Annotated in this window: 28 protein-coding genes and 1 pseudogene; 19 read left to right on the forward strand and 10 right to left on the reverse strand. The window is 67.0% G+C overall.

The annotated features are described in order from the left end of the window. The first annotated feature begins 103 nt into the window (after window positions 1–103). The 3 genes from greA to ligD all read left to right on the forward strand — a co-directional run bounded on the left by greA (window position 104) and on the right by ligD (window position 3,546). Entirely contained in the window at window positions 104–580 is a 477-nt protein-coding gene (gene greA / locus ACP7A5_RS09250) for a transcription elongation factor GreA (protein ID WP_426041649.1), read from the forward strand. A 212-nt stretch (window positions 581–792) separates the two neighbouring features. Then, on the forward strand, window positions 793–960 hold the full coding sequence (locus ACP7A5_RS09255; protein ID WP_425990210.1) for a hypothetical protein: 168 nt from the start codon (window positions 793–795) through the stop codon (window positions 958–960). A 33-nt stretch (window positions 961–993) separates the two neighbouring features. Beyond that, window positions 994–3,546: a DNA ligase D gene (gene ligD / locus ACP7A5_RS09260; RefSeq protein WP_426041650.1), complete on the forward strand. Its 2,553-nt coding sequence runs from the start codon at window positions 994–996 to the stop codon at window positions 3,544–3,546. On the opposite strand, the gene ACP7A5_RS09265 is transcribed toward ligD, so the two are convergent. The 3 genes from ACP7A5_RS09265 to mdh form a co-directional block, all read right to left on the reverse strand. After that, window positions 3,541–4,485 carry an IPTL-CTERM sorting domain-containing protein gene (locus ACP7A5_RS09265; protein WP_426041651.1) on the reverse strand — a complete coding sequence of 315 codons (945 nt, stop codon included), beginning with the start codon at window positions 4,483–4,485 and terminating at the stop codon, window positions 3,541–3,543. The two genes, ligD and ACP7A5_RS09265, sit on opposite strands and share 6 nt — an antisense overlap. 110 nt (window positions 4,486–4,595) lie before the next feature. Then, window positions 4,596–5,663 carry a peptide chain release factor 1 gene (prfA, locus tag ACP7A5_RS09270; RefSeq protein WP_426041674.1) on the reverse strand — a complete coding sequence of 356 codons (1,068 nt, stop codon included), beginning with the start codon at window positions 5,661–5,663 and terminating at the stop codon, window positions 4,596–4,598. A 224-nt stretch (window positions 5,664–5,887) separates the two neighbouring features. Further along, window positions 5,888–6,850: a malate dehydrogenase gene (gene mdh / locus ACP7A5_RS09275; protein WP_303694706.1), complete on the reverse strand. Its 963-nt coding sequence runs from the start codon at window positions 6,848–6,850 to the stop codon at window positions 5,888–5,890. 197 nt (window positions 6,851–7,047) lie between these two features. Here mdh and ACP7A5_RS09280 point away from each other — a divergent pair, with 197 nt between their 5' ends. Both ACP7A5_RS09280 and ACP7A5_RS09285 read left to right on the forward strand, forming a co-directional pair. Next, window positions 7,048–7,932 (forward strand): SIMPL domain-containing protein, encoded by an 885-nt coding sequence (locus ACP7A5_RS09280; RefSeq protein WP_426041652.1) that lies wholly within the window; start codon window positions 7,048–7,050, stop codon window positions 7,930–7,932. Then, window positions 7,932–8,348, forward strand: coding sequence for an HIT domain-containing protein (locus ACP7A5_RS09285; RefSeq protein WP_426041653.1), 417 nt, complete (start codon window positions 7,932–7,934; stop codon window positions 8,346–8,348). The genes ACP7A5_RS09280 and ACP7A5_RS09285 overlap by 1 nt, the downstream gene beginning before the upstream one ends. Window positions 8,349–8,494: 146 nt before the next feature. Here the strand turns inward: ACP7A5_RS09285 and ACP7A5_RS09290 are convergent, their stop codons facing one another. Beyond that, entirely contained in the window at window positions 8,495–9,076 is a 582-nt protein-coding gene (locus ACP7A5_RS09290) for a hypothetical protein (RefSeq protein ID WP_426041654.1), read from the reverse strand. A gap of 211 nt (window positions 9,077–9,287) precedes the next feature. On the opposite strand from ACP7A5_RS09290, the gene sdhC reads away from it, so the two are divergent. The 4 genes from sdhC to ACP7A5_RS09310 are packed head-to-tail and all read left to right on the forward strand — an operon-like array spanning window position 9,288 to window position 12,738. Continuing rightward, window positions 9,288–9,743: a succinate dehydrogenase, cytochrome b556 subunit gene (gene sdhC, locus ACP7A5_RS09295; protein ID WP_426041655.1), complete on the forward strand. Its 456-nt coding sequence runs from the start codon at window positions 9,288–9,290 to the stop codon at window positions 9,741–9,743. After that, window positions 9,740–10,144, forward strand: a complete 405-nt coding sequence (sdhD, locus tag ACP7A5_RS09300) for a succinate dehydrogenase, hydrophobic membrane anchor protein (RefSeq protein ID WP_426041656.1) — start codon at window positions 9,740–9,742, stop codon at window positions 10,142–10,144. The genes sdhC and sdhD overlap by 4 nt, the downstream gene beginning before the upstream one ends. A 10-nt stretch (window positions 10,145–10,154) precedes the next feature. Beyond that, a complete protein-coding gene (gene sdhA, locus ACP7A5_RS09305) occupies window positions 10,155–11,939 on the forward strand; it encodes a succinate dehydrogenase flavoprotein subunit (protein ID WP_426041657.1) in 1,785 nt (594 codons plus the stop codon). Window position 11,940: 1 nt separating this feature from the next. Continuing rightward, window positions 11,941–12,738, forward strand: coding sequence for a succinate dehydrogenase iron-sulfur subunit (locus ACP7A5_RS09310; RefSeq protein WP_425990228.1), 798 nt, complete (start codon window positions 11,941–11,943; stop codon window positions 12,736–12,738). A 157-nt stretch (window positions 12,739–12,895) separates the two neighbouring features. On the opposite strand, the gene ACP7A5_RS09315 is transcribed toward ACP7A5_RS09310, so the two are convergent. Together ACP7A5_RS09315 and ACP7A5_RS09320 are read right to left on the reverse strand one after the other, a co-directional pair. Next, window positions 12,896–13,273: a PIN domain-containing protein gene (locus ACP7A5_RS09315; RefSeq protein ID WP_426041658.1), complete on the reverse strand. Its 378-nt coding sequence runs from the start codon at window positions 13,271–13,273 to the stop codon at window positions 12,896–12,898. Further along, on the reverse strand, window positions 13,270–13,503 hold the full coding sequence (locus tag ACP7A5_RS09320) for a hypothetical protein (protein ID WP_426041659.1): 234 nt from the start codon (window positions 13,501–13,503) through the stop codon (window positions 13,270–13,272). Before ACP7A5_RS09320 ends, ACP7A5_RS09315 begins: the two co-directional genes overlap by 4 nt. A gap of 78 nt (window positions 13,504–13,581) precedes the next feature. Here ACP7A5_RS09320 and ACP7A5_RS09325 point away from each other — a divergent pair, with 78 nt between their 5' ends. The 3 genes from ACP7A5_RS09325 to ACP7A5_RS09335 are packed head-to-tail and all read left to right on the forward strand — an operon-like array spanning window position 13,582 to window position 15,083. Next, window positions 13,582–13,902, forward strand: coding sequence for a 2Fe-2S iron-sulfur cluster-binding protein (locus ACP7A5_RS09325; RefSeq protein ID WP_298158803.1), 321 nt, complete (start codon window positions 13,582–13,584; stop codon window positions 13,900–13,902). Window positions 13,903–13,943: 41 nt separating this feature from the next. Continuing rightward, window positions 13,944–14,726 carry a kinase gene (locus tag ACP7A5_RS09330; protein WP_426041660.1) on the forward strand — a complete coding sequence of 261 codons (783 nt, stop codon included), beginning with the start codon at window positions 13,944–13,946 and terminating at the stop codon, window positions 14,724–14,726. Window positions 14,727–14,750: 24 nt separating this feature from the next. Next, window positions 14,751–15,083 (forward strand): PilZ domain-containing protein, encoded by a 333-nt coding sequence (locus tag ACP7A5_RS09335; protein WP_426041661.1) that lies wholly within the window; start codon window positions 14,751–14,753, stop codon window positions 15,081–15,083. Window positions 15,084–15,153: 70 nt separating this feature from the next. On the opposite strand, the gene ACP7A5_RS09340 is transcribed toward ACP7A5_RS09335, so the two are convergent. Further along, window positions 15,154–16,008 (reverse strand): HAD family hydrolase, encoded by an 855-nt coding sequence (locus ACP7A5_RS09340; protein WP_426041662.1) that lies wholly within the window; start codon window positions 16,006–16,008, stop codon window positions 15,154–15,156. 21 nt (window positions 16,009–16,029) lie between these two features. Beyond that, window positions 16,030–18,393, reverse strand: a complete 2,364-nt coding sequence (locus tag ACP7A5_RS09345; RefSeq protein ID WP_426041663.1) for an ATP-binding protein — start codon at window positions 18,391–18,393, stop codon at window positions 16,030–16,032. A 148-nt stretch (window positions 18,394–18,541) separates the two neighbouring features. On the opposite strand from ACP7A5_RS09345, the gene ACP7A5_RS09350 reads away from it, so the two are divergent. After that, a complete protein-coding gene (locus tag ACP7A5_RS09350) occupies window positions 18,542–18,943 on the forward strand; it encodes a metallopeptidase family protein (protein WP_426041664.1) in 402 nt (133 codons plus the stop codon). Between the two features lie 174 nt (window positions 18,944–19,117). On the opposite strand, the gene ACP7A5_RS09355 is transcribed toward ACP7A5_RS09350, so the two are convergent. Beyond that, window positions 19,118–19,957: a Ku protein gene (locus tag ACP7A5_RS09355; RefSeq protein ID WP_426041665.1), complete on the reverse strand. Its 840-nt coding sequence runs from the start codon at window positions 19,955–19,957 to the stop codon at window positions 19,118–19,120. 281 nt (window positions 19,958–20,238) lie between these two features. On the opposite strand from ACP7A5_RS09355, the gene ACP7A5_RS09360 reads away from it, so the two are divergent. The 6 genes and pseudogenes from ACP7A5_RS09360 to ACP7A5_RS09385 all read left to right on the forward strand — a co-directional run bounded on the left by ACP7A5_RS09360 (window position 20,239) and on the right by ACP7A5_RS09385 (window position 25,870). Next, window positions 20,239–20,601, forward strand: coding sequence for a GAF domain-containing protein (locus ACP7A5_RS09360; protein ID WP_426041666.1), 363 nt, complete (start codon window positions 20,239–20,241; stop codon window positions 20,599–20,601). Between the two features lie 108 nt (window positions 20,602–20,709). Beyond that, window positions 20,710–21,423: pseudogene (locus ACP7A5_RS09365) on the forward strand (PAS domain-containing protein); the annotation flags it as partial. Window positions 21,424–21,510: 87 nt separating this feature from the next. Beyond that, window positions 21,511–23,379 carry a PAS domain S-box protein gene (locus ACP7A5_RS09370; RefSeq protein WP_426041675.1) on the forward strand — a complete coding sequence of 623 codons (1,869 nt, stop codon included), beginning with the start codon at window positions 21,511–21,513 and terminating at the stop codon, window positions 23,377–23,379. Beyond that, the gene (locus ACP7A5_RS09375; RefSeq protein WP_426041667.1) at window positions 23,376–23,765 is read left to right on the forward strand and encodes a response regulator; all 390 of its coding nucleotides are present in this window, start codon (window positions 23,376–23,378) and stop codon (window positions 23,763–23,765) included. The genes ACP7A5_RS09370 and ACP7A5_RS09375 overlap by 4 nt, the downstream gene beginning before the upstream one ends. 307 nt (window positions 23,766–24,072) lie before the next feature. After that, entirely contained in the window at window positions 24,073–24,543 is a 471-nt protein-coding gene (locus ACP7A5_RS09380) for a DUF427 domain-containing protein (RefSeq protein WP_426041668.1), read from the forward strand. A gap of 4 nt (window positions 24,544–24,547) precedes the next feature. Then, window positions 24,548–25,870, forward strand: a complete 1,323-nt coding sequence (locus ACP7A5_RS09385) for an ABC1 kinase family protein (protein ID WP_426041669.1) — start codon at window positions 24,548–24,550, stop codon at window positions 25,868–25,870. 260 nt (window positions 25,871–26,130) lie between these two features. Here ACP7A5_RS09385 and ACP7A5_RS09390 read toward each other — a convergent pair whose 3' ends face one another. After that, the gene (locus ACP7A5_RS09390) at window positions 26,131–26,553 is read right to left on the reverse strand and encodes a hypothetical protein (RefSeq protein WP_426041670.1); all 423 of its coding nucleotides are present in this window, start codon (window positions 26,551–26,553) and stop codon (window positions 26,131–26,133) included. Window positions 26,554–26,894: the final 341 nt, after the last annotated feature.

Genomic DNA, 26,894 nt, shown 5'->3' on the forward strand with positions numbered 1-26,894 from the left:
CCGTCAGCTCGCGAAAGGCTCGCTGCCACCTCCCCATCTGCGATGGGGAGGAGACGACTTGCTTGCGCGGGAACGTCCGTGTCCCGCATACACTTTTCCGATCATGAGCGTCGCCTTCACGCGCGAGGAGGATCTGGAGGCCACGGCCGCCGATCTGCCGGACCGACCCATCTCCACCCATCCCAATCTGGTGACGGCCGCGGGCCTCGCCGCCATCGAGGATGCGCTGGCGTCGGCGAGGGCCGCCTATGCCTCGGCCCAGGCCTCCGGCTCGATCGAGGCGGACCGGACAGCGATGGCGCGGGCGACACGGGACCTGCGCTACTGGTCGGCGCGGCGCGCCACCGCCCAGCTGGTCGAGACCGAGGTCGACGGTCGCGTGCGCTTCGGCGGCTCGGTCACCATCGCGCGGGACGACGGCCGCACCCAGACCTGGCGCATCGTCGGCGAGGACGAGGCGGACCCCGCCAACGGTTCCGTCAGCCACGTCTCGCCCCTGACCCGCGCCCTGATCGGCAAGGGCGTCGGCGACGAGGCGATGGTGGCCGGACAGTCTGTGGAAATCATCGCGGTGGACTGAGAAATCTCTCCGTACACCCCGACGAAGGTCGGGGTCCAGGACCGCGAATTCCGGCGTCCGGGATCAGGCATCACCACTTCTGTTCCCGTTGACGAACGTTTCCATCTGGACCCCGGACGCAGTTTATCCTCGGCCTGGCTCTAGCCAGACCCGGGGGCAGGGGTGCACGGTGTGCAGGAATGAGCTCTCTGCTCGAAAGGACATCTCTCTTCATGGCCAGGAAACCCAACTACGGCTTCGAACGCATGGAACGCGACAAGGCGGACGCCGAGAAGGCCGCCCGCAAGGCGGCGGCAAAGCTGGCGAAGAAGGAAGCGAAAGCGCGGGGCGAGGACGTCGATCACCCCGACTGGCAACCGCCGGAAGACCAGGCCGTTTAACTCCACGGCCCCGCCTGGGGCCGGGAGGACGGCATGGCGGCGAAGGGCGAGCTCGAGACCTATCAGGCCAGGCGCCGGTTCGAGGAGACGCCCGAGCCCAAGGGTCGCAAAGCCGTCGGCAAGAAGGCCGCGCCCCGCCGCTATCTGATCCAGAGGCATGCGGCGACGCGGCTGCATTATGACTTCCGCATAGAGATCGACGGGGTCCTGAAGTCGTGGGCGGTGACCCGGGCGCCGTCGCGCGATGTCTCGGTCAAGCGGCTGGCGGTCGAGGTCGAGGACCATCCGCTGGACTACGGCGGCTTCGAGGGGACCATCCCCGCCGGCAACTATGGCGCCGGCACGGTGCAGATGTGGGACGAGGGAACCTGGGAGCCGCAGGAGCCAGACTTCGATGAGGCTTTCCGCAAGGGCCAGATCAAGATGGTCCTGCACGGCGAGCGGCTGGTCGGAAAATGGGCCCTGATCCGGCTGAAGTCCGATCGCGGCAAGCCGTCCAAACGATCGAACTGGCTTCTGATCAAGGAGAAGGACGCGTTCGCCGTGGCCGGCGAGGGCGACGCCCTGATGGAAATCGACGCCTCGGTCACCACCGGCCGGTCGCTGGCGGAGATCGCCGGGGGCAAGACCGAGTGGGTCTCGTCGAAGAAGACCGGCCAGAAGGCGCCGCCGAAACCGAAGGCGTCGAAGGCCCTGGCCAGCACGGCGACCAGGCCGCCCGCCTTCACGCCGATCCAGCTGTGCAAGGTCGTCGATCATCCGCCGCCGGGCCCCGGCTGGGTGCACGAGATCAAGTTCGACGGCTATCGGATGCAGTTCGGGATCGGCGGCGGCAAGGCGAAGCTGCGGACTCGGTCCGGGCTGGACTGGACAAAGAAATTCCCCAAGCAGGCGGCCGATGCGGCGCAATGGCCGGACGCGGTGGTGGACGGGGAGCTGTGCGCCCTGGCCGAGGACCACAGGCCGGACTTTTCGGCCCTGCAGGCGGCGATCTCGGACGGGGATACCGGCGGGCTGATCTATTTCGCCTTCGACCTGCTGTTCGAGGGCGGCGAAGACCTGCGCACCCTGCCCCTGTCGCATCGCAAGGCGCGGCTGCTGGCCTATATGGACCGGATCCCGAAAGGGGCGCGGTCGCGGGTTCGCTATGTCGAGCATTTCGCCTCGACCGGCCAGGCGGTGCTGGAAAGCGCCTGTCGGATGGATCTGGAGGGGGTGATCTCCAAGAGGCTGGACGCGCCGTATTCGGCCGGGCGGTCGACGACCTGGGTCAAGTCCAAATGCCGGGGCCGCGACGAGGTGGTCATCGGCGGCTGGACCTCGGAGGGGTCGCGGTTTCGATCATTGATTGTCGGCGTCCAGGACATCGATGCGCCGGCAGGACATGGGTTAAGGCCTCTGGGCCGGGTCGGGACCGGCTATAATCAATCATTGCTCAAGACCCTGTTGCCGGCGCTGAAGGCGGCGGCGGCGGACAGATCGCCCTTCGTCGGCAAGGGGGCGGCGCGCGGCGGCGCGGGGATCCACTGGGTCAGGCCCGTGCTGGTCGCGGAGATCGAACACGGCGGCTACACCGACTCGGGCTCGCTGAGGCAGGCGGCGTTCAAGGGGCTTCGTGAGGACAAGCCGGCGACCGAGGTCGATACGGCGCCGCAGGAGGCCGCAAAACCCGCGAAACCCTCCGGCAAGGCGCGGGCGGTGGTCGCGGGCCTGACCATCTCCAATCCCGACAGGGTGCTGTGGCCCGCCGCGGATGGCCATCCGGCGATCACCAAGCTTGAGCTGGTCCAGTTCTATGAGGCGGCGGCTGAGCGGATCCTGCCCCATGTCGCCGACCGGCCCGTGTCGATCATCCGGGCGCCCGAGGGGATCGGCGGCGAGGTCTTCTTCCAGCGTCACGCCATGCCGGGCTCGAACCCGCGGCTGAAGCTGATCGATGTGAAGGAGCGCAAACCCTATGTCGGCGTGGTCGACGTCGGCGGTCTGGTCGCTATCGGCCAGTCGGGCGGTCTGGAGCTGCACCCCTGGGGCTGCGCGCCCGGCGACCCGGAGACGCCGGACCAGATCACCTTCGACCTCGATCCCGACGAGGGACTGGATTTCGACGATGTGATCGCGGCGGCCAGGACGATGAAGACGCGACTGGAGGGGCTTGGGCTCAATCCGTTCTGCAAGACCACCGGCGGCAAGGGGCTGCACGTCGTCGTGCCGATCAGGGCGGACGCCAGGAGCCGGATCGAGTGGGACCAGTGCAAGGCCTTCGCCAGGGCCGTGTCGGAACAGGTGAGGCTCGATGCGCCGGATCGGTTCACGACGACCCTGGCCAAGAAGGCGCGGGGCGGAAAGATCTTCCTCGACTATCTGCGCAACGGCCGGATGGCGACGGCGGTCGCGCCCTGGTCGTCGCGCGCCCGTCCGGGGGCGGGGATCGCCTGTCCGCTGAGCTGGGGGCAGGTTAAGGTGGGGCTGGAACCGAAGGCCTTCACCCTGAGGAGCTATCCCGCGCTGCTGAAGAAGCCCGACCCGTGGAAGGATTTCCGGGCCGGGGCAGTGAACCTCAGGTCGTTGCTGAAAACGGTCCTATAGGACGGTAGTGCGGCGCTGGACGATCAGTATCGCCCCGGCCGCCAGCATCAGGCCCAGCAGGATCATCGCCCATTCCGACAGGGTCGGGACGGGAACGATCACGGGAGCGATGCGGAAGATGTTGGCCGAGGCGAGATCGGCCAAGACCAGGTCGCCGTTCGGTGCCGTCGCCAGTCCGTACGGGAACACGAAGCTCGGGCTGGCGGCATAGACAGTGGCGGCCGCGCCGGTCGTCGGCACAGCGTAGATGCTGGTGTTCGCGTTCATGTAGAGCACACCGTTCGTGAACGTCAGCGACCCGCCCTGGTTGCCCGGGACCGTGGTGACCAGGGTTCCCGTGCATGGCTCCGCGCACCCTGCCGGAGTCCGGACGATGCGGCCGGCGCTCGTCGAGAAATAGCGATCGCCATTGGCGGCGATCGCGACGCCGAAGGTTCGGAACTGGAAGCCGCCGCCGTTCGCATGGACGATGGATGTGCAGGGCTCCACGCAGCCTGCGGCGAGCCGGTAGACGTCGAAGCTCTGGAAATTCGAGTAGAAGAGGTTGCCGGCGGCGTCGAACGCGATCTGTTCGGGATTATTGGTCGGCGTGTTCGCGACCAGGGTCGGGGTGCAGGGCGCGACGCAGTTGGTGGCGATGCGGTAGATCGCGTTGGCGTTCTCGTCGGAATAATAGAGGTTGCCGCCGCGGACGGCCATTCCGGTCGAATAGTTGGCGAGCGTCAGCAGGTCGGTGAATACCGTGCCGTTGCCGGTGACCCGCTGCAGGAAGCCGTTCCGGGAAACGAAATAATTGCCCGAGGCGTCGAAGACGCCGCCCGCATGGCCCGTGCTGTTGGACCCGTAGACCGTGACGGTCTGGGCCGAGGCTGGAGCCGACAGGCCGAACAGCACGGAAAACGCGACCGCGAGGGTCGCCCAGCGAAGCAGTTTGAACATTGGTACCCCCCGGTTTTCCGCCGGGAGGGCGGGAAAACTACTGTCGGCCTGCGTATAGAGGCGCTCGGCTGGCCGCAATGCTTATGGGCGCGCGGTCAGTTTCCGGCAGGTCAGGCGAACTCCGCCTCGAGATCCGACAACCTCGCCGCCTGATCCTCGGCGATCAGGGCGTTGAGCAGGGGGTCGAGGTCGCCCTCCATGATCTGGGGCAGGCTGTGCAGGGTCAGGTTGATGCGGTGGTCGCTGACCCGCCCTTGCGGATAGTTGTAGGTGCGGATGCGCTCCGACCGGTCGCCCGACCCGACCTGGGACTTGCGGGCATCCGAGCGGGCGTTGTCCTTCATCTGGCGCTGCTGGTCGTAGAGGCGGACGCGCAGGTTCTTCATCGCCTTGTCGCGGTTGACGTGCTGCGACTTCTCTGAGGAGGTCACCACGATTCCGGACGGGAAGTGGGTGATGCGCACGGCGGAATCGGTCTTGTTGACGTGCTGGCCGCCCGAGCCGGAGGCGCGGAAGGTGTCGATGCGGATGTCCTTGTCCTGGATGTCGATCTCGACGTCCTCGACCTCGGGCAGGACCGCGACCGTGGCGGCCGAGGTGTGGATCCGGCCCTGGGTCTCCGTCTGCGGCACGCGCTGGACGCGGTGCACGCCGCTCTCGAACTTCAGCCGGCCGAACACGCCGTCGCCGGTGACGGTGGCGATGATCTCCTTGTAGCCGCCGGCCTCACCCTCGGTGGCGCTGTCCAGCTCGACGCGCCAGCCGCGCGTGGAGGCGTAGCGCGAATACATGCGGAACAGGTCGCCGGCGAAGATGGCGGCCTCGTCCCCGCCGGTGCCGGCGCGCACTTCCAGCACGGCCGAGGCGTTCTCGTCGGCATCGCGCGGGGCCAGCAGCAGGGCGACGTTCCGCTCCATGTCCGGCAGGGTGTCCTTGAGGACCTGCAGCTCGTCGGCGGCCATGTCGGCCATTTCCGGGTCAGCGGCCATGGCCTCGAGGTCGGCCATCTCGGCCCGGGTCTTCGCCAGCGCCATGACGGCATCGGCGACCGGCTTCATCTCGGCGTGCTCCTTCGACAGGCGCACGATCTCCTGGCCGTCGGTGGCCGCACCCATGCGGGCCTCCACCTGATGAAAGCGGTCCAGGACCTGGTCGAGCTTGGACTGGGGCAGGCGCAAGGGCGGGGTATCCATCGGCGGAAGCGAGGCGCGGTCTTACTCCGTCGGGCCTCGCCGTGTCGATGCGCGTGCGTGTCCCGGGCCGTTCACGCACGGTTGTGACCACTGTGTGCGGCGGGCGTCGGCCTCAAGACGGTTAGGCACGGACGCCCGGATGGCCCGGGTCTCCGCCTTGCCCGCGGGTGCCAGGCCCTCTCCCCGCAGGGGGAGAGGGACCGGGTCGGTCAAGCCAGCGAGGGCTCGATATCCTTGCAGGCCTGCAGCAGACCCTGGACCGAGGCGACCGACTTCTCGAACATCGCCTTTTCCTCGTCGTTGGTGGTGAACTCGACGATCTTCTCGACGCCGTTCGCGCCGATCAGGGCCGGCACGCCCACATAGAGGTCCTTGAGGCCGTATTCGCCCGACAGCCAGACGGCGCAGGGCAGGACGCGCTTCTGGTCCAGCAGATAGGACTTGGCCATGGCGATGGCCGATTCCGCCGGGGCGTAGAAGGCCGAGCCGGTCTTGAGCAGGGCGACGATCTCGCCGCCGCCCTTGCGGGTGCGGGTGACGATGGCGTCCAGATCGGCCTGCGACAGGAAGCCGGCCGAAACCGCGTCGGGCAGGGGCAGGCCGCCGATGGTCGAGTGACGCACCATCGGCACCATATCGTCGCCGTGGCCGCCCAGGGTCCAGGCGTGGATGTCCTGCACCGAGACGCCGGTCTTTTCCGACAGGAAATAGGCGAAACGGGCCGAGTCGAGCACGCCGGCCATGCCGACGACCTTCTCGTGCGGCAGCCCCGAGAATTTCTGCAGGGCCCAGACCATGGCGTCGAGCGGGTTGGTGATGCAGATGACGAAGGCGTTCGGGGCGTGGGCCTTGATGCCCTCGCCGACGGCCTTCATGACCTTCAGGTTGATGGAGACAAGGTCGTCACGGCTCATGCCGTCCTTGCGGGGCACGCCGGCGGTGACGATGCAGACGTCGGCGCCCGCGATTTCGGAATAGGCGTTGGCGCCCTTCAGCGAGACCGAGGAGCCGAACACGGCGGTGGCCTCGGCGATGTCGAGCGCCTTGCCCTGGGGCGTGCCCTCGGCGATGTCGAACAGGATCACGTCGCCCAGGGCTTCGCGCGCGGCCACGTGGGCCAGGGTGCCGCCGATCATACCGGCGCCGATGAGGGCGATCTTCGCGCGAGCCATGGAGTTCTCCGTCAGGGGCTTGTCGGTGGCCGGCCGCGCTGAGCGCGACTTGAGGCCGGGTTGTGCAGTGCGATGTCAGAAACCGTCGGGCGGCGGTCTAGACCCGGTGCGGCATGGTCGCAAGCGGGGAAGCGGGGGTTTACCGGCGGCGGGCGTCCTGCGACGGTCGCCGTCTCACAGACGAGGAGCCGACACCGATGCGCGCACACTTCGCCACCGCCCTTCTGTTATCCGCCATCGCCGCGCCCGCAATGGCCCAGACGCCCCCCGCCACCATCGGCCAGCAGTATGTCCCCGCCCCCTGGTGGATGCGCGATCCGGTCATCGCCTCGATCGGCTACGTCCGGGTCGAGCTCCAGGCCAACCGCGCCGGCTTCAACGCCACCTTCCAGGTCGTGGACCGAAGCGTCGCCGAGGCCTCGAGGAAGGCCGCCGACCAGGTCCGCGCCCTGTCACAGACCCTGGCCGCCTATGGCGTTGAAAAAGTCCGCGTCGAGACCAGCCTGACGACCCAGCCCCTCTACGATCAGTATCGCGACGAGAACGGGATCCTGCGCGACAACACCCGGGCCGACCGCATCGAACGCTATCAGGCCCAGGCCACCGTCAGCCTGTCGGTCCGCGACACGGCCCTGCTGGAGCGGATCTACGCGACCGTGGTCGCCTCCCAGCCCAACTCCATCAGCCAGGTCTATTTCAGCCTGGAGCCCGACAATGTCGCCAGGTCCAATCTCGCCCGCGAGGCCGTGCGGGACGCCGCCAACCGGGCGCGCGCGGCCGCAGAGAACGCCGGCGCGACCCTGGGATCGGTGCGGGTCATCGATCCGACCGGCCGGGCCTGCCAGACCGACGTCCTCGCCGGCTGGCCCTCCTATGGATCCGGCGCGTCCCAGGCGACCACTGTGTCGGAAGACGTTGTCGTGACCGGCAGCCGGATGATGGCCATGGCCCCGCCTCCCCCGCCGCCGCCCGCACCGGGTCAGGCCCCCTCTGAGGCCCAGATCGAGGCGGCGCGGCTGGCGCTCCAGCCGCCGCTGCAGACGCTCACCGACCAGGCCTGCGTGGTCTACGGCCTCAACTAGTGGCGGCGTTCGTCGTCGACCCGGCCTTCGCGGCCGGGTCCGTCTTCGCCGCCGACTGGCCCCTGTGTCACGTCCGGCTGCAGGACGACGCCCGTTTCCCGTGGCTCATCCTGATCCCCCGGGTCGCCGGCGCGACCGAGCTGGAGCATCTGCCGGTCTCCGACCGCGCCGTGCTGATGGAGGAGACGATCCGGGCCGGCGCGATCGTCCGCGCCCTGGCCGGGGCGGCGGGCTGCCCGATCGACAAGCTGAACGTCGCCGCCCTCGGCAATGTCACCGCCCAGCTGCACCTGCATGTCGTCGGCCGCCGCCGCGACGACGACCTGTGGCCCGACCCGGTCTGGGGTCGGGGCCCGGCTGAACCCTACGATCCGGCCGCGAGAGCCCGCGCTCTCGATCTGATCGATCTCGCCTAAGATTTCCGTGCATCCCCGCGAAGGCGGGGACCCCGGTTTTAGCTGCACCTCGGTGCGCGGGATCACGGTCAACGCGCACCTGGCGCAGCCCATCGCCCACAGCACTGGGTCCCCGCCTTCGCGGGGATGCACGGGGTTGGGCTGAATCAGCGAACCAGCGTGACCGCCCGCTCGCGGTCGCCCTGGGCCAGCGTCCCGCTCCAGCCTTCGCCCGAAGACTGCAGCGACAGTCGTCCGCCGCCCATCTCCAGCACCAGAACGCCCGCCGACCGTTCGGCCGTCGTCAGGGGTCCGACCTCGGCCGTGGCGTCGGCGGTGCGATAGCCGCCCTCCAGCGGCCTGGTCTCGCCCTGGTCCATCAGGGACACGGTCATCAGCGTCCGCCCCTCGCCGTCCTTCAACAGCCAGCGCCCGTCCAGCGGCCCCATGCGCGCATCCATGCTGCGCTCGGCGTTGTTGACTCCAGCATCGTAGGCATTGTCCGCCCGCGACGGCGCATGCTCGTAGCTGCGGCGGTAGGCCTCGACCGAGACCGGGGCCGTAATGACGCGAAGACGGGTATCGCCCCCGCCGTCGCCTTCCTCCGTGACACGGCCGAAATTCGACGGTGGCTCGAAAGGTCGCACCACCGGCGCCTGATAGACCTGGGCCGTATAGGCCACGGGCGCCGACTGCCCCGTCACTGCAGCGGGGGAAACGGCGAGCGAAATCAGTGCGAAAACGACCATGGGGGGCAGCTTGTCGTCTCGCGGCGGCGATGGCCAGCGCCGACGTGCGACACGCGAAATCGTGATCGGCCCCCCGCAGTGCGGGATGAGGGTGACGGCAAGCCCGTTTTGCCCTGCACCCTCGCGTTGACACCGGCCTGCCACCGTCCGTAAAGCCTGTGCCACTCACGCTTGACGCCTGTTCCGTCTCAGTTTTTTGAGAACCATTCGCATGTCGAACCCTACCGGCGACGCGGCCGACGACCAGACCGGTCGCTTCGTCCCCCAGCCCAACGGCCGCCCTCGTCCCCTGTCTCCGCATCTGCAGACCTGGCGCTGGCATATCACCATGACGGCCTCGATCCTGTTCCGCGTCACCATCGGCGCGGCCAGCGTCGGCGCGATCTTCGTCGTCGCATGGATCGCCGCCGCCGCCTTCGGACCGGAGGCCTGGGCCGCCGCTCTCGATCTGGCGGGCTCGCCCCTGGGCCTGTTCGTCGGCTTCGGCCTGACGGCGGCGCTGTTCTCGCTCCTGCTGAACGGCGGTCGCCACCTGATCAACGACACCGGCGCCGGCCTGACGATCACGTCCGCCGACCGGCTGTCGTCGATCGCCGTCTACGGCCCCGTCCCCCTGGCCATCCTGTTCTGGGTCGCCCTGTTCGTCACCGGAAGGGTTTCGCTGTGAGCGCTCAGGCCCAGTACAAGAACGGCGTCCGGGTCTCCGAACGCCACGGCGCCGGGGAATGGACCCTGGAAAAGGTTCTGCTGGCCCTGATGATGCCGCTCGGCGTCTGGCTGCTGTCGACCGCCTTCACCCTGGCCGGCGCCGGATACGACGTCGTTCTCCAGTGGTTCGCCAGCCGGCTGAACGCCGGGCTTCTGATCGTCACGGCCCTGGTCTTCTTCGGTTTCGCCAGCCTGGCCTGGAAGGTGATCGTCGAGGACTACATCCACCGTCCGGGGAACAAGGCCCTGCTGCTGGGCCTGCTGAACCTGATCTTCCTCGCGCTGGCCGCCGCCAGCGTCTTCTTCATCGTACGGCTGGCGCTGGGTTCGGCGCCGCTGCCGGCCGGTTTCGGGATCTGATCGAGAAAAAATGGCTGACTATCAAATCGTCGATCACGAATACGACGTCGTCGTCGTCGGCGCCGGGGGCTCGGGCCTCCGCGCGGCCCTCGGGGCGGCGCAGCAGGGACTGAAGGTCGCCTGCGTCACCAAGGTCTTCCCGACTCGCTCCCACACCGTGGCGGCCCAGGGCGGCATCTCCGCCGCGCTCGGCAACATGGGCGAGGATTCCTGGAAGTGGCACATGTACGACACCGTCAAGGGGTCGGACTGGCTGGGCGACCAGGACGCCATCGAATATCTGGTCCGCGAGGCCCCCAAGGCCGTCTACGAGCTGGAACACTGGGGCGTGCCCTTCTCGCGCACCGACGAAGGCAAGATCTATCAGCGCGCCTTCGGCGGCATGACGAAGAACTACGGCGAGGGCCCGGTCCAGCGCACCTGCGCCGCAGCCGACCGCACCGGCCACGCCATCCTCCACACCCTCTACGGCCAGTCGGTGCGCCGCGAGGTCGAGTTCTTCATCGAGTATTTCGCCCTCGACCTGATCATGCAGGACGGCAAATGCACGGGCGTCACGGCCTGGAAGCTCGACGACGGCACCATCCACCAGTTCCGCGCCAAGCTCGTCATCCTGGCCACCGGCGGCTACGGCCGCGCCTATTTCTCGGCCACCTCGGCCCACACCTGCACGGGTGATGGGAATGCGATGGTCCTGCGCGCCGGCCTGCCGCTGCAGGACATGGAGTTCGTCCAGTTCCACCCGACCGGCATCTATGGCGCCGGCTGTCTGATCACCGAGGGCGCCCGGGGCGAGGGCGGCTATCTGACCAACTCCGAGGGCGAGCGGTTCATGGAACGCTACGCCCCGTCGGCCAAGGATCTGGCCTCACGCGACGTCGTCAGCCGTTCCATGACGATGGAAATCCGCGAGGGTCGCGGCGTCGGTCCGAACAAGGACCACATCAACCTGCACCTGGATCACCTCGACCCGGCGGTGCTGCACGAGCGCCTGCCGGGCATCTCCGAGAGCGCCAAGATCTTCGCCGGCGTCGATGTCACGAAGGAGCCGATCCCGGTCATCCCGACCGTCCACTACAACATGGGCGGCATCCCTACCAACTATCACGGCGAGGTCCTGACCAAGGTCGGAGACAACGCCGACACCGTGGTCCCCGGCCTGATGGCCGTGGGCGAGGCGGCCTGCGTCTCGGTCCACGGCGCCAACCGTCTGGGCTCCAACAGCCTGACCGATCTCGTCGTCTTCGGACGCGCCGCCGGCCTTCGGGCCGGCGAGGTCGTGGACAGGGCCGCCCCGGTCCCGGCCGCCCCGGCCTCGGTGACCGCCGGACATCTGGCGCGTCTCGATCGCTTCCGCTTCGCCAACGGCTCCCAGTCGACGGCCAGACTGCGCAACGAGATGCAGCACGCCATGCAGTCGGACGCGGCCGTGTTCCGCACCGGCGAGACCCTCGACGGGGGCGTCGCCAGGCTGCGCGACATCGCCGCCCGCTCGGCCGACATCAAGACCACCGATCGCGGCATGATCTGGAATACGGATCTGGTCGAGGCGCTGGAATACGACAACCTGATCGACCAGGCCCTGGTCACGATCGAGAGCGCGGCCAACCGCAAGGAAAGCCGGGGGGCCCATGCTCGCGAGGACTTCCCTGACCGTCACGACGACGAATGGATGAAGCACACCCTGGCCTGGAAGAGACCCGGCGAGGACGTCACGATCGACTACCGACCGGTTCACACCTACACGATGTCCAGCGACATCGAGTACATCAAGCCCAAGGCGAGGGTTTACTGAGATGGTTCAACTCACCCTCCCGCGCGGCTCGGCCCCGACCAGGGGCAAGGTCCACAAGGCTCCCAAGGGCGCCAGGAACGTCAAGACCTACAAGGTCTATCGCTATGACCCCAACGTCGACGCCAACCCCTCGTGGGACGTCTTCGAGGTCTCGGCCGACGATCACGGCCCGATGCTGCTGGACGCCCTGATCCACATCAAGAACGAGATCGACCCGACCCTGTCGTTCCGGCGCTCGTGCCGCGAGGGCATCTGCGGCTCCTGCTCGATGAACATCGACGGCCGCAACACCCTGGCCTGCACCAAGGGCTGGGACGAATGCTCGTCCTCGACCATCGCCATCGGCCCCCTGCCGCACCAGGCCGTGATCAAGGATCTGGTGACGGACCTGACCCTGTTCTACGCCCAGTACGACTCGATCAAGCCCTACCTCCAGTCCGACGATCCGGATCCCACCACCGAGCGCCTGCAGTCGCCCGAGGACCGCGCGAAGCTCGACGGTCTCTATGAATGCATCCTGTGCGCCTGCTGCTCGACCTCCTGCCCCAGCTACTGGTGGAACCAGACCGAGTACCTGGGTCCCGCGGCCCTGCTGCAGTCCTATCGCTGGATCTCCGACAGCCGCGACGACAAGACCCAGGAGCGGCTCGATGACCTCGAGGACCCGTTCAAGCTCTACCGCTGCCACACGATCATGAACTGCGCCCAGGTCTGCCCCAAGGGCCTGAACCCGGCCAAGGCCATCGCCGAGACCAAGAAGCTGATGATCGCCCCGGGACGCAAGAAGCAGGCGGCCTGAAGTCTGCGGATCAGGAGTTCGGCTAGAGCATGATCGCTTGAGACAGAACCGCTACGCGGTTCTGGTGAAGGCGTGAATCATGCTCTCGCTCATATCTGGAGCCTGATTCACCGCATCGGCGGAATCGGGTAGCGATTCCTCCTCAACGGATCAGGCTCTAGAGAGCCAGCTTTAAGCCGCAATGGGTCGCGAAGTGGCGATAGTCGCCGTCGCGCGTGATCAGTGGAACGCCGGCGTCGAGGCAGCACTGGGCAATCAGCGTGTCCGCGAGCCGCGCCTTGAGTCCTTTGCTCAGAAGTCGGCGCCGGATTTCACCGGCGCCGATCCAGAAATGCTCACTGATCGGCAGCATCCCCGCCATGTCGATTATGCCCCTGAGGGCAGGTTCGGCTTTGGGCGAAGACAGGAGTTCTGCGACCACCGGCGGCGGCAGTCGCAGCGTCTCGGCCCGAAACGCTGCTTCCACGAGACGCGCGTCAGGGGTCTCTTGACGGGTCAGGAAGTTAATGACGCTGCTGGTGTCCGCTGCGATCAAACGACATTTCCGAAAGCATCGAACTCACGATCCTCTCGAAGGGCGTCGAGATCGAAGTCGCTGCAATCGACCTGGCCTTGCAGCGCCAGCATCCGCTTTGACCACTCGGATACGGCATAGCGCTCCAGAGCTTGCCGCAGGGTTTCCGTTACACCCGCGCCTGACAGAGATTGCGCCCGGTCCATCAGCTCCACGGGTACGAAGGCTGTAATTTTGCGAAGATCGCCCATGGACGCCGATACCATATCTTTCATACGGCACCAACTTACGGTCTTGCCTCCGGCTCGAGGCTTTGCCAAGACCGCCTCATGCCCAAGGTCACCTACATCGAGCACGACGGCCGCGAACATGCCGTTGAGGTCAAGTCGGGCCTCTCCGTCATGGAGGGGGCGGTCCGCAATAATGTGCCCGGCATTGACGCCGACTGCGGCGGGGCCTGCGCCTGCGCCACCTGCCATGTCTATGTCGACGAGGCCTGGCGCGAGGCGACCGGCAAGCCCTCTGCCATGGAGGAGTCGATGCTCGACTTCGCCGAGGAGGTGGAGCCGAACTCGCGCCTCTCATGCCAGATCCGGGTCTCCGACGCCCTCGACGGCCTGATCGTGCGCCTGCCGGCCAACCAGCACTGACCCCGGAGTCTGCCATCGTCGATCCGCGGCTGATCCAGGCCGTGGACGACCTGATCCGCCACCACGCGCGGCCGGGCCACATCCCCCTGATCGCCATCGCGGGCGCTCAAGGGTCCGGCAAGAGCACCCTGGCGGCCGAGGCGGCGACGCACCTGGCCTGCGCCGCCCTGTCCCTCGACGACGTCTATCTGACCCGCGCAGAGCGCGCCGATCTCGCCGTCCGCGTCCATCCTCTGTTCGCCGTGCGCGGTCCGCCCGCCACCCACGACCTCGCCCTCCTGGATCAGACTCTGGCCCGCCTGCGCGCCGCCGGGCCAGGGGACCGTGCGGCGATCCCCGCCTTCGACAAGCTCGCAGACGACCGCCGGGCCGAGGCGGACTGGCCCGTCTTCACCGGCCGGCCCCGCGCTGTCCTGCTGGAAGGCTGGTGCCTCGGAGCGACGCCGCAAGGACCGGCCGAATTGTCGGAATCCATCAATGACCTCGAGCGGATCGACGACCCGGACGCCGTCTGGCGCCGCGCGATCAACCATTCACTGGCGACCCGTTACGCCCGCCTGTTCGCCACCTTCGACGCCCTGCTGTTCCTCAAGGCCCCGACCTTCGACCGCATCCTCGACTGGCGGGTCGAACAGGAGGCGGGATTGCTCGGCATCCGTCCTGCCGCCGTGCCCGGGGCCCGCCGTACCGAACTGGCCCGCTTCATCCAGGCCTTCGAGCGCATCACCCGCCACATGCTGGCCGGCGGCGTCACGGCGGACAGCGTCATCGAACTGGACGGAGACCGCGCCGTGCTTCACATCCGGGATCACGGCGGCGCCTGAAGCGCTCGCCGCGCGTTGAGTACCGTGGCCTTGACCCAACCCATCGACCGTCGCCTCCAGCCCCGCTCGCCCGCGAACGCGCGCGCCGTCCTGGTCGCGCCCGGGATAGAGATGGCCTGCGTGATCGTCGACACCTCGGCGGGCGGCCTCAAGGTCCGCACCGATCGTCAGCTTTCCCTGCCCGCCCGAGTCACCATTGTGGACGTTGCGGCGGGCCTCGCCATCGAGGCGGACGTCGCCTGGCGCAAGGGCGCAGAGGCCGGGCTCACGCTCAAGGGCCAGTCCGCCCTGCGCGGCCTCGTCCCCTCCCGCCTGCTCCCGGCCCGCGAGGCGTGGATCAGGGCAGGAGGACAGTAGGTCCCATCCTCTTCTTTCGTCATTCCGGGTCTTCGCTACGCTTCGCCCGGAATGACGAAAGAATTGCTGGCTACTCGATCCTCGGCATGGTGCTGGCATTGATCGCGATCCGCCCGATCAGCCCCTTCACGATCAGGTCGAGCGGCTGGCCTTCGCGATAGTCGGCGGCGGCGACGAAATTGACCCGGTCCTCGGAGATCAGCGAATAGATCTTCTTCTGATCCTTCTCCGAGTTCCGGGGATCATAGACGGCGATCGAGAAGCCGCCCTTGGTGTGCATCATCTTCATGGTCGGCACGTCGGTGTCGCCGTCGCCGAGGAAGATCATCCGCTCGAACGGAATCGCCCGGTCCTCGTCGGCGGTGAACCGGTTGATCCGCTCGTGGTCCCAGTGGTTCAGGACCCCCTTGTTGATGCGGAACAGATACTGGGTCTTGGTCGTGTAATTGACCCCCACCGCCGGCCAGATCGCCACCCCGTGGTCGTCATAGGCGAATTTCGACGCGAAGACGTGGTGGAAGGCGTCGCGGATCGGACAGCCGTCGATCATCTCCTCCAGGCCCGCCGAGATGATGTAGTGTTCGATCTCCAGCCCGTATTTCGCGCCGATGGCGTCGATCCGCTCGAACCAGCCGGTGCCGGTCAGATCCGACTTCAGCCCGTCGAACAGCTTCACGTCCTGACCGTGCTCGGCCAGCAGCTTTTTGGTGATCGGCTGGTCGCTGTGCCGCGCCCGCTGCAGCATCAGCTGCATATACATCAGGATATTGTCGCCATCGGCCGACTTGGTCAGCCGGTCCGCCTCGCCCCAGAAGTCGCCGATTCCCATCCCCACCGAGGGAATGAAGGTCACCTCCTGCATATTCCCCCGCGCCAGGGTCCCGTCGAAATCGTAGATCAGGGCGGTCTTCAGGAGCTTGCTCATGGCTCGTCTTTATTCTTCCGCTCAACCCAGCGCCAATTCCGGCGCCGCAGCCCGGCTGTCGGCCTCCAGCGGCAGGTGCAGGATGAAGGCCGCGCCCTTGCCGGGTTCGCTTTCCACCTCGGCCCAGCCGCCGTGCAGCTCGACCAGGGCTTTGACCAGGGCCAGACCGACGCCCGGCCCGCCGCGCTCGCGCTTCACGAACCGGTCGAAGACGTGCGCCTGCAGATGATAGGGGATGCCGCGGCCGGTATCCTCGACCCGTATGCGCAGCTCGCTTGAGTTGGCCTCGGCCCGCAGGGACACCGACCCGCCCTCCGACACCGAGCGCCCGGCATTGTCCAGCAGATGATCGACGGCCTGCGCCAGCCGCCTCGCATCGGCCCGGATGGCCGGCAGGTTGGCGGCGGCGACGGCCTTCAGCGTTGCGCCGCGTCCCTCGATCCGCGGCCGGTGCTTCTCGACGGCCTCGGCGAACAGGTCGCGGATGCGCACGTCGCCGAGCGATAGCTCCATCTCCCCCGCGTCGATCTGGGCCATGTCGAGCACATCGTCGATGGAGTGGGTCAGCTGGCCGGCGGCGACGCGGATGGCCCCCGCGTACTGGCGGCTGCGTTCCGGCAGATCGCCCATCGTCTCCAGCAGTTCGGAATAGCCGACGATGGTCGTCAGCGGCGTCCGCAGCTCATAGCTGACCGAGCCGACGAACTCGCGCTTCAGCGCCTGGCTTTCCTTCAGGGCCGCCTCGCGCTGGGCCAGGGCCTGTTCCAGCTCGCGCCGCGCCGTCACGTCGGAGAAGGCCACCAGGGTCGCGCCGTCGGGGAGGGGCCGGGTCTGCCAGGCCGCCGTCCGCCCGTCGGTCGTGCGCCCCTCGCCCGAGACGGCGATGCGGCTCTCGGGATCGGGATCGGCCACCCGCGCCTTCAGCCCCAGCCACAGGGCCGCGTCGGGCAGGGCCGTCTTGCACAGCTCGGCGATGGCGTCGAACTCCCCCGCCTCCTCCAGCTGTTCGGCCGACAGGCTCCAGAAGGTCTCGAACGCCTCGTTGTGCAGCCGCAGCCGCCCGTCCGAGCCGAACACGGCGACCGCGTCGTTGAGCTTGTCGAGCGTGGCCGTCTGCACCTGAAGCTGGGCGTTGAACCGGCTGCGCAGGCTCAGCTCGCCCGTGATGTCCGAGAACAGCAGCAATATGCCGCCCAGGGGATGGGGCTGGCGCACCAGTCGCAGAGTCCGCCCGTCCGGCAAGGACCAGCTGTCGTCGGCGGCGGCTTCCGTCGCCTCGTAGAACTCCAGCTCCGTGGCCTTCCAGCCCGCATAGTCGATGACCTCGGGCAGCATCCGGCGCTGACGCAGCCGGTCCAGCAGCTCGGCGTGCGTCGGCCGTTCGTTCAGCCAGGCCGGATCGAGGTTGAATAGCACCTGGAAGGCGATGTTGTGGAAGGCCAGTTTCTTGGACGGCCCGAAGATGGCCACCGCATCGGCCAGATGGTTGAGGGTCTCGTCATGGGCCGTAACGTGACGACGCAGGGTATCGCGCGTCTCCTCGGCCTCGGTCATGTCGATGGCGAAGACCAGCACCGGCCCGCCCGGCCCGGCCGCGCCGCCCGAGAACAGGGGCTCGGCCAGGATCTTCCAGGCCCGGCGACGTCCGTCTCCGGCGGTCCAGCGGAAGCCTTCCTGATGCGTCCCGACCCGCGCCGCCTCGGCCGCCAGCTGGTCGGCGCCGCGGTCGAAACTGGCCCGGGCCTCGCGCGCCGCCTCGACCGTTCCGCACTTCACCTCGGCCAGCCACGCCTTGTTGGCCCAGACCAGACGCCCGTCATGATCCACGACCCAGGTCGGCGATGGCGAGGCGTCGGCGATCAGCCCGGCCGCGAACCCCTGCTCGCCGGCGCCCTCGCCCTGCTTACCCTGGATGTCCACCTGCGAGACGCTCCGCACCACCGGCGACAGCCTCAGCCAGGCGGTGCCGTTGACGGCGCTGCCCTCGATCTTCCAGGCGTCGCCGTCGTGCGCCTCGAACGGCGTCCCCTCGGCCAGCAGGGCGTCGATCGCCTCGGGCAGGCCGGCATGCAGGGCCTCGGCCAGGGCCGCGCCCGGCGTCCCCTGCACATCCCTGGCGAAGGCCAGCCGCACCGCCTCGATGCTTTCGGGCCGCCCCAGCAACAGCGGCGGCTCGCCCGGCGTCAGCCCGATGCGCACGTCGTCGAAGGCGGTCAGGGCGCCGTCGTGCTGCGCCCGGCTCACCGCCGTCGCGGCGCGTTCCCGCTCAATCATGGATTCGCGCGCGGCCACGGCCCGGCGCAGACGCCACGCCCAGACGCTGATCGACAGGGCCAGCCCCGCCGCTCCCGCCGCCGCCGCAAAGGCGATATCGGCCTCCGCCATACCCGTTCACCCGCTGGATCGAATCGCGACCATAGCCGAAGCCGCGCCGGGCGCGAATGGATGGTTAACAAGTCGTCGGGGCGTGCGCGACGGTGAGTCCCGTGCGCCACGGTGGCGCTGCCCCGGACGAGCGCCTAACTCCCCCACCATGACCTGGAACGACCAAGCGGCCCCTTCGCTCGACGACTTCGCCCGGCTGGCGCGCCAGGCCTTGGACGCCCTGCCGGAGCCGTTCAGGTCCGTCGCCGGGGATGTGGTCATCCGCATCGACGATTTCGCCGACGAGGAGACCCTGGCCGCGGTCGATCTCGAGGACCCGTTCGACCTGACCGGCCTCTATCATGGCGTCCATATCGGCGACCGCGAAGGCTTCGGCCCTGCGCCCGAGCCGTCCCGCGTCTTCCTCTACCGCCGCCCGATCCTCGACGAATGGTGCGAGCGCGGCGACGTCGGCCTCGCCGAGATCATCGCCCACGTCCTCATCCACGAGATCGGCCACCACATGGGCCTCGACGACGACGACATCGACGGCATCGAGGCCGAGGATTGATGATGCTTCCTTCGCCCCCTGCGGGAGAAGGTGGCCGAAGCGGAGCGGAGGTCGGATGAGGGGTCACGCTGACCTCGCCAATTTACCGTCTGCCCCCTAACTCCACCCGCCGGCGAGACCCCTCATCCGTCAGCCTTCGGCTGCCACCTTCTCCCGCAAGGGGAGAAGGGAAACTCAGGCCGCCTTCTTCTTCCCCGGAGCCTTCTTCTTCGCCGCCGGCTTCTTCGCCGCAGCTCCCCCCGCCGACCCCTTCAGACTGTTCCTGAGCGCCGCCATCAAATCCACGACATTGGTGTCATCCGGTTCCGGCGCCTCGACCACGCCCTGGCCCATCTGCTTGGCCTTGATCATCGCCTTCAACGCCTCGTCGTAGCGGTCCTTGAACAGCGTCGGATCGAAGTCCGCATCCTTCTGGCTGATGATCCGCGCGGCGATATCGACCATGTCGGCATCCGCCCTCATCGTCGGGATGTCGTCGAAATAGTCGTCGGCGTCGCGCACCTCGTCGTGCGCCCGCAGCGTCCAGGCCACCAGCCCCTTGCCCCGGACCTCCAGGGCGATGCGCCGCTCGCGGTTCCTGAGCACCAGCGAGCCGATGGCGATCTTGTTCTGCTTGGCCATCGCCTCGCGGATGACGGCGAAGGCCTCGACCCCCACCCCCTTGTCGGGCACGACATAGAGGGGGTCGGCCCAGTACAGCCGGTCGATGTCGTCGGCGTCGACGAACTGTTCGATGTCGATGGTCCGCGTCGAGTCCAGCTTCACCTTGTCGAAATCGGCGGTGTCGAACAGGACGTATTCGTCCTTCGACACCTCATAGCCCTTGACCAGATCGGACCGCTCGACCGGCCCCGTATCGGGGTCCGTCGCGACCATGCGGATGCGATTGTTGGTCTTCGGATTGATCAGGTGGAACGAGACGTCGTTCGTCCTGGTCGTCGCCGCATAGAGCGCCACCGGACAGGTGACGAGCGACAGCTTCAGATGGCCTTGCCAGGTGGGGCGTGCGGGCATGGGACGACTCCTCGGGACCGAGTCGAATGCTTGTCCTGCCGGTTGGTTCAGTGCCTCAGCCCGGTGCGTGGTCGAGGCGTCCCGGACCCCTCCTCCTCCCGGTCACCCGCGGGCGTGCATCGAGCGCGATGATCCGGCGGTTCCGGCGTCAGCAGGCGACGGGCGACGGTCGCCTTCCCGGCCCGCTCTCCGAGTGGGCATCCCGACCCAAAGCGCACCTTACCAGGTATCGCTTTGTTCGGTATCGGGCATTAACCCTGAGCGTTCACAGGGATTTGGCGATGGCAAAGAGCGAAGCGTTCGACCGGCTGACCGAACTTGCGGCGGCACTGTTCGGCGCGCCTATCGCTCTGATCACTGTGCTGGATCAGGACCGGCAATGGTTTCGTTCGAACCGGGGCTATGACGCAGATCAGACGACGCGGGACGAATCCTTCTGCGCCCACATGGTTGGCGGGCCGGCAGGATCGACGATGGTGGTCGAGGACGCCACGCTTGATCCCCGGTTTCAGGACAATGGATTGGTAACGCGCGATGGCGTGCGGTTCTATGCCGGGGCGGTCATAACGACCGCTGATGGAGCGCAGGACGGCGCGGTCTGTGTCATCGATACTGCAGCCCGGCCCGCGCCCACAGCCGCTTAGATGGATAGTCTGGCGCTTCTGGCCCGGCTGGCAGGTCATGAGATCGACAAGGCCCGATTGATACGCCGCCAATACGAGCACGCAGCCAAGCTGGAAATGGCTGAGGCGATGTCCGGGGTCGGTCATTGGCGATACGACGTCGCGACGCGGGCGATCGAATGGTCGGATGAAGTGTTCCGCATCCACGGGCTGGAGCCTGGATCGATCGATCCAACGTTCGATACCATGAGCCCCCGGTATGACCCGGAGGACCGGGCGAACGTCTGGGCTCTGATCGAGCGGGCCCTGGCGAAGGGGGAAGGCTATGACACGCTCTTGCGCATAGACCGGGCCGGCGATCAGCGAGTCACGCGGACCCGGGCCAAGGTTGAGCTCGACCAGGATGGTCAGGTCGTCGCTCTGTTCGGCATCTTTCAGGACATCACCGAGTCAGTGCGCGGGCAAGAGCGTATCGAGGCGAGCGAAAGCCTGTTTCGACTGCTGAGCGAGACCGCCACCGACATCGTCGCGCGCTACGCGGCAGACGGATCGTTTTTGTATGTGTCGCCGTCGGTTGAAGCCATCCTCGGACGCGAACCGGAAGAAATGATCGGCCGGAAATGAGGCGACTTTACCGTCCCCGAAGACCTTCCCGCCGTTTGCGCCAAGGTGAAGGCCTATCTCGAAGCGGGTTCAGGGGCGGAGGTCACGCGCTACGAATACCGGGTCTTCAAGGCAGATGGGACGATCGTCTGGCTGGAGGCGTCGCCCCGTGCCTTGCGCGACGCTGACGGACGGGTTTTTGAAATGCAGGACCATGTCCGCGACATCACCGCCAGGAAGGTCGTTGAAGCCGAGCAGGCCGAACTGGTCGATACTCTGAAGCTGGCGGAAAACCTGGCGGGTCTGGGCTCATGGAAGCTGAACGCTGTGTCTGGGCATGTCCGATGGTCAGAGCAGGTCTATCGGATCCATGGCGTGACGCCCGAGGCCTTTGACCCCAACCTCGACGACGCGGTTGGTTTCTATCATCCGGACGACCAGCAGGCCGTCCGTGACTGGTGTGCCAACGCGATGGAGACGGGCGAGGCCGGCGAGTTCCAACTGCGACTGATGCGTTCGGACGGCGAGGAACGCGCCGTGATTTCCCAATGTCGGCCCGAATGCGGGCCGGACGGAACGACAATCGCGCTTTATGGCGTCTTCCAGGACGTGACCGAGCGGGTTCAGGCGGAAGAGACGATCAAGGCTAGCGAAGCGCGCTATCGGCTACTGGCGGACAACTCAACCGACATCATCGCAACCTACGGAATAGACGGGGTGTTCCGCTATCTATCTCCCGCGATTGAGGGGCCCATGGGCTACCGGCCTGACGAGATGGTTGGTCAGCCGGCCGGTGACTTCATGCACCCCGAAGACGTAGACCGGGTTCTGGCTGTATTTGCCGACTATGCGCGAAGTGGGCCGGAAACGCCGTCGCCGCGCGTGCCTTATCGCGGTGTCCGCAAGGACGGATCGTTTGTCTGGTTGGAGGCCCATCCCAAGGTCATTCGTGACGCCATAGGGCAGCCGATCGAGTTTCAAGACGTGGTCCGCGATATTACGGAGACCAAAGCCCTTGAGGAGGCGCTGATTGAGGCCCGTGACGTCGCGGAGGCGGGCGCCAGGGCCAAGTCCGAATTCCTCGCCAATATGAGCCATGAGCTGCGTACGCCCCTGACCAGCGTGATCGGGTTTTCGGGGCTGCTGAAAGGTAGCCAGAGCCTGCCGGACGCCGAGCGGCGCTTTGCGGACCGGATCGCGACGTCGTCGGAAGCGCTGCTGAGCGTGATCAATGACATTCTGGACTATTCCAAACTGGAAGCGGATGCCGTGGGGCTGGATCCCATGCCGTTCGATCCGAAGGCCATGGCTGAGGGCGCAGCGGGGATCGTTGAGGCGCAGTGCGTGGCCAAGGGACTGGCGCTGGATATTGAGGTCGAGCCCGGACTGCCCGAAGCCCTGATGGGCGACGAGGGGCGATTGCGACAGGTTATGCTGAACTTCCTGTCCAATGCGGTGAAGTTCACCGGGCATGGCCGGGTTCTACTGAACATGGGCTGGGCCGACGGGCGGTTGCGGATCGCGGTGACCGACAGCGGGATTGGCATCGCGGCCGACAAGATCGACGCCCTGTTCGACCGCTTTACCCAGGCCGATGCCTCGACCACGCGGGTCTATGGCGGGACCGGATTAGGCCTGGCCATTTCGCGTCGCCTGATCGAACTGATGGGTGGGGAGATCGGAGCGGACAGCCGGCCGGGTCACGGTTCTACCTTCTGGCTGGAAGTGCCGCTTGACGCGGCGCGGACCAGTGCGACCGTCGAGGCGCAGACCCTGGCGGAGGTACCAGCGGGCTCCCGGATTCTTATGGCGGACGACGCGGCCGCGAATCGCGAACTGGTGCGGGCCATCCTGGGCGGCTGGGATATCGTGCTGGAGACGTTCGACGACGGCGCAGCAGCGGTCCAGGCTGCTGCGAGCGGCGACTATGACCTGATCCTGATGGACGTGCACATGCCGGTCATGGATGGGCTGGACGCCACGCGGGCCATTCGTGCGATGTCGGGGCCAGTGTCGCGCACGCCGATCCTTGCATTGACGGCCAATGTTCAACCCGAGCAGGTCGCAGCCTGTCGTGCGGCGGGGATGGATGGCCATGTCGGCAAGCCGATCCAGATCCGCGACCTGATGGCGACCATTGCCAACCAGTTGACCGCTTCGAACGTTGAAACTTCCAACGTCGATGCCGCTGCATGAAACACGCTGTTCTGATCGCTGAAGACGACCCGACAATCGGCGAGATGATGGACATCATTCTCACCCAGGCCGGGTTCGAGGTGTCGCTGGTCAACAACGGCGAGGCGGCTATCGACCTGTTGAAGCGGTCACGATTCTCGCTCGTGCTGCTGGATGTCCACATGCCGCGTATAGACGGACTGGATGTCCTGAAGGCCATGGGGCGGATGGCGTGGTTTCCGCCGGTATTGATTGTCAGCGCCAACCGATTGAGCGAGACGATCCGCGAAGCGGCAGCGCTGGGGTGCTCGGGCTACCTGGCCAAGCCGTTCACGCCGGACGGGCTGTTGCAACGGGTCCGCATGGTGATGGCTGGGCGAAAGCGGGCGAATGTACTCCATCTTTGACGCCGCTCCATTCCGGCAAGTCGAGCAGGTCTTGGGAGCGCGCTTCGCGTTCCAGCGACCGTCGCCATGGCAAGATCGGGAAGTCGTCGCGTCAGGCGATCCCGACGCGAAAGGCTGGAGATGGCAGCAAGGGCGGGCGCGAGGCGTTCAATGACCGCGAGCGCCTGATGGGCGTCGATGTCGCACCGGGATGACTTTGCGGGCCGTCCTCCCATATCCGCATCATGCGGAAGCGGTTGGTCGATTGCGGGGGGCAGGGACGGTGACAGGTTCTGGCCCTGGCGTGAATTCCCGGCCCGATCCGGTGATGCCCGGTCAGGAAAGCGTGTGGGCCTATCCGCGCCCGGCCATAGCCCAGCCGACCAGCGTGCATGTTCTGATCGTCCACGCGGGCGTCATCGTGGCCGACACCCGCTCTGCGGTGCGGACGTTGGAGACGAGTCATCCGCCCAGCTACTATATTCCGCCCTCGGACATCGCGCCTGGGCTGCTGCGTCGCGCTGGCGGCGGCTCGTTCTGCGAGTGGAAGGGCGCGGCGACCTATTGGGACGTCGTGATCGGCGCCCAGGTCCTGCCGCGCGTCGGCTGGAGCTATCCGGAGCCGACGCCTCCGTTTGAAGGCTTGCGGGATCATATCGCCTTCTATGCCGGCCCCTTCGATCACTGCAGCGTCGACGGCGAGACGGTCGAGCCCCAGGTCGGCGGGTTCTACGGCGGCTGGATCACCTCGCGTCTGGCCGGACCGTTCAAGGGCGGCCCCGGAACGCTAGCGTGGTGAGAGCGTGAGCCGGGACACGGGCTCATCCCACGGACGGTCGGTGCCGCGCGGGCGCCTGTCGCGGCTGAGCCAGTTCGGCCGGCTGGCGGGATCCGTCGCCGGAGGCATGGTGGCGGAGGGCGCGCGACGGCTCGCGGAGGGCGAGCGCCCGCAGCTGCGAGACCTGCTCCTGACGCCGTCGAACGTCGGACGGATCGCCGACCGCCTGTCCCATCTGAGGGGTGCGGCCATGAAGCTGGGCCAGATCATTTCGATGGACGCCGGGGACCTGCTGCCTGCGGAGCTGACTGCCATCATGGCGCGGTTGCGCGACAGCGCCCACCACATGCCCCCGGCCCAGTTGCAGAAGGTTCTGGTGCGCGAGTGGGGCCCCGACTGGCGAACCCGGTTCCAGCGGTTCGACCTGCATCCGATGGCTGCGGCGTCGATCGGCCAGGTTCACCGCGCCATCACCCGCGACGGCCGCGAACTGGCGATCAAGGTGCAGTACCCGGGAGTCAGCGAAAGCATCGTGTCCGATGTCGACAACGTCGCCACCTTGCTGAGGATGTCCGGCGCCCTGCCCAGGGGCCTCGACATCGCGCCGCTCCTTGCCGAGGCCAAACGCCAGCTTGCCGAAGAGGCCGACTACGAACGCGAGGGCGAACAGATGATGCTGTTCGAGCGCCTGCTGGCCGATACCCCCGAGGTCATCGTGCCCACCCTCGATCCACAGCTGACGACGTCCCGGGTTCTGGCGATGACCTTCCTGTCGGGCCTTCCGATCGAGACGCTCGAGACCGCCCCCCAGGCGGCGCGCGACGCGGCCGTTCGCACCCTCATGACCCTGGTGCTGCGCGAGCTGTTCCAGTTCGGCGTCATGCAGACCGATCCGAACTTCGCCAACTACCGCGTCCAGCCCGATAGCGGCCGGCTGGTGCTGCTCGATTTCGGCGCCGCCCGCCCGGTGCAGCCGGCCACAGCCATGGGGTACCGCCAGCTCCTGCACGCGGGTCTGTCCGGCGACCGGATGGCCGCGCGGGCCGCAGCGCTCTCGGCGGGCTTCATCGGCCCGGCCGCCGTCGCGCGACATGGCGGGCGCGTCGACGCCATGATCGATGTGATCCTCGGCGAGCTTCAGCGCCCCGGTCCGTTCGACTTCGGCGATCGCCGCTTCCTGGCGGCGTTGCGCGAACCAGGGCTGGAGATCGCGGCGGACAGTGCTGCATGGCATCTGCCGCCTTCGGACATCCTGTTCGTCCAGCGAAAGATCAGCGGCACCGCCCTGCTGGCGGCCAGGCTGAAAGCCCGGATCGATCTCAGGGCTCTTGTCCAGCCCTGGCTCTAGAGCCTGATCGTTCGAGACAGACCCGCTGCGCGCTTCTTTCGAAAGCGTGAATCAGGCTCTCTTTAGGAACTGCAGAACGGCGGGGGTCTTCGAACCGAACTCGCGGTGACGCAATGCCTCGAAGCCGGGGGCTGTCACGGTTCGGCAGCGGACGTCCGACCATCCTCGACAGCCCTTCGGCGCGTCTGGCCCGGGGCAGACCTCCAACCGCCGGGTTTGACCCATAGCGGACATATGCCCCTCCCGCCGACCTTGATCATTCAAGGCTCGCCGGGAAGTTGGCCGTAACTGTTGTTGTAAATCTTGCCGGGTTTGGGATGCGTGAACTTCAAGGCCGACCACGTCTCATCGACGCTGAGAGCGGTGCTTTCGACCAGTCCGTGGCTGTAGCCGATCCTGATGACTTGCGGCAATGTCAGGTCGGTTTCCAGCTTTCTGCTCTTCGGCCATGACAGCCAAAGCATGCCCGTTTTCCCAAGATGGGCTTTGAGCTTGGGAAAAGTGTGGTCCATCGCGGCTTGGGTCAACGCGAAGAAATGGATGTAGTCGAAATCGCCTTCGAGTCGTTCGCAGACTTTGAGGCAGGGGTGCGCCATCGCTGTCAAAGCCGTTGCTGGCGCATTCACGAAATGCGATCGCGCTGCCGGCCTGATGCCCATTTTCTGGGAAACAGATTTTGACATGGCGGCCTCCATATCAGCAGGTTTGCGGTCATCGGTGATCTGGCGTCGCCTGGATCACTTCACGCCGCTTTCGAGAGTTTGCAGCGGGCAGTGCGGGAATGACCGGGTCTGGCTATGCAGCCACTGTGCCTCGCCAATGCAATGTCCGCTACCCACCGGTACGCGACGGTCTGGTTGCGACCCGTTACCGACGCTCGGAAAACCGGGCTGAAGCCCCACTCTTGTCAATCGGCGTCCAAAAGGGACCCCTACAGGCGTGCAATAGGGACCCCCTTTTGGTGTTCGGGATGGACGTCACGAGCGCACCGCTTGCGAGGGTTGGGGCGTAGGGAGGGCGTAGC

The sequence above is a fragment of the Brevundimonas sp. TWP2-3-4b1 genome, assembly GCF_049897665.1.
Classification (GTDB): Bacteria; Pseudomonadota; Alphaproteobacteria; order Caulobacterales; family Caulobacteraceae; genus Brevundimonas; species Brevundimonas subvibrioides_B.

Coding starts and splice junctions, on each gene's coding strand:
- greA (WP_426041649.1), top strand. CDS start 104: ATGAGCGTCGCCTTCACGCGCGAGGAGGATCTGGAGGCCACGGCCGCC.
- ACP7A5_RS09255 (WP_425990210.1), top strand. CDS start 793: ATGGCCAGGAAACCCAACTACGGCTTCGAACGCATGGAACGCGACAAG.
- ligD (WP_426041650.1), top strand. CDS start 994: ATGGCGGCGAAGGGCGAGCTCGAGACCTATCAGGCCAGGCGCCGGTTC.
- ACP7A5_RS09265 (WP_426041651.1), bottom strand. CDS start 4,485: ATGTTCAAACTGCTTCGCTGGGCGACCCTCGCGGTCGCGTTTTCCGTG.
- mdh (WP_303694706.1), bottom strand. CDS start 6,850: ATGGCTCGCGCGAAGATCGCCCTCATCGGCGCCGGTATGATCGGCGGC.
- ACP7A5_RS09280 (WP_426041652.1), top strand. CDS start 7,048: ATGCGCGCACACTTCGCCACCGCCCTTCTGTTATCCGCCATCGCCGCG.
- ACP7A5_RS09290 (WP_426041654.1), bottom strand. CDS start 9,076: ATGGTCGTTTTCGCACTGATTTCGCTCGCCGTTTCCCCCGCTGCAGTG.
- sdhC (WP_426041655.1), top strand. CDS start 9,288: ATGTCGAACCCTACCGGCGACGCGGCCGACGACCAGACCGGTCGCTTC.
- sdhA (WP_426041657.1), top strand. CDS start 10,155: ATGGCTGACTATCAAATCGTCGATCACGAATACGACGTCGTCGTCGTC.
- ACP7A5_RS09310 (WP_425990228.1), top strand. CDS start 11,941: ATGGTTCAACTCACCCTCCCGCGCGGCTCGGCCCCGACCAGGGGCAAG.
- ACP7A5_RS09320 (WP_426041659.1), bottom strand. CDS start 13,503: ATGGGCGATCTTCGCAAAATTACAGCCTTCGTACCCGTGGAGCTGATG.
- ACP7A5_RS09325 (WP_298158803.1), top strand. CDS start 13,582: ATGCCCAAGGTCACCTACATCGAGCACGACGGCCGCGAACATGCCGTT.
- ACP7A5_RS09340 (WP_426041662.1), bottom strand. CDS start 16,008: ATGAGCAAGCTCCTGAAGACCGCCCTGATCTACGATTTCGACGGGACC.
- ACP7A5_RS09345 (WP_426041663.1), bottom strand. CDS start 18,393: ATGGCGGAGGCCGATATCGCCTTTGCGGCGGCGGCGGGAGCGGCGGGG.
- ACP7A5_RS09350 (WP_426041664.1), top strand. CDS start 18,542: ATGACCTGGAACGACCAAGCGGCCCCTTCGCTCGACGACTTCGCCCGG.
- ACP7A5_RS09355 (WP_426041665.1), bottom strand. CDS start 19,957: ATGCCCGCACGCCCCACCTGGCAAGGCCATCTGAAGCTGTCGCTCGTC.
- ACP7A5_RS09360 (WP_426041666.1), top strand. CDS start 20,239: ATGGCAAAGAGCGAAGCGTTCGACCGGCTGACCGAACTTGCGGCGGCA.
- ACP7A5_RS09375 (WP_426041667.1), top strand. CDS start 23,376: ATGAAACACGCTGTTCTGATCGCTGAAGACGACCCGACAATCGGCGAG.
- ACP7A5_RS09380 (WP_426041668.1), top strand. CDS start 24,073: ATGCCCGGTCAGGAAAGCGTGTGGGCCTATCCGCGCCCGGCCATAGCC.
- ACP7A5_RS09390 (WP_426041670.1), bottom strand. CDS start 26,553: ATGTCAAAATCTGTTTCCCAGAAAATGGGCATCAGGCCGGCAGCGCGA.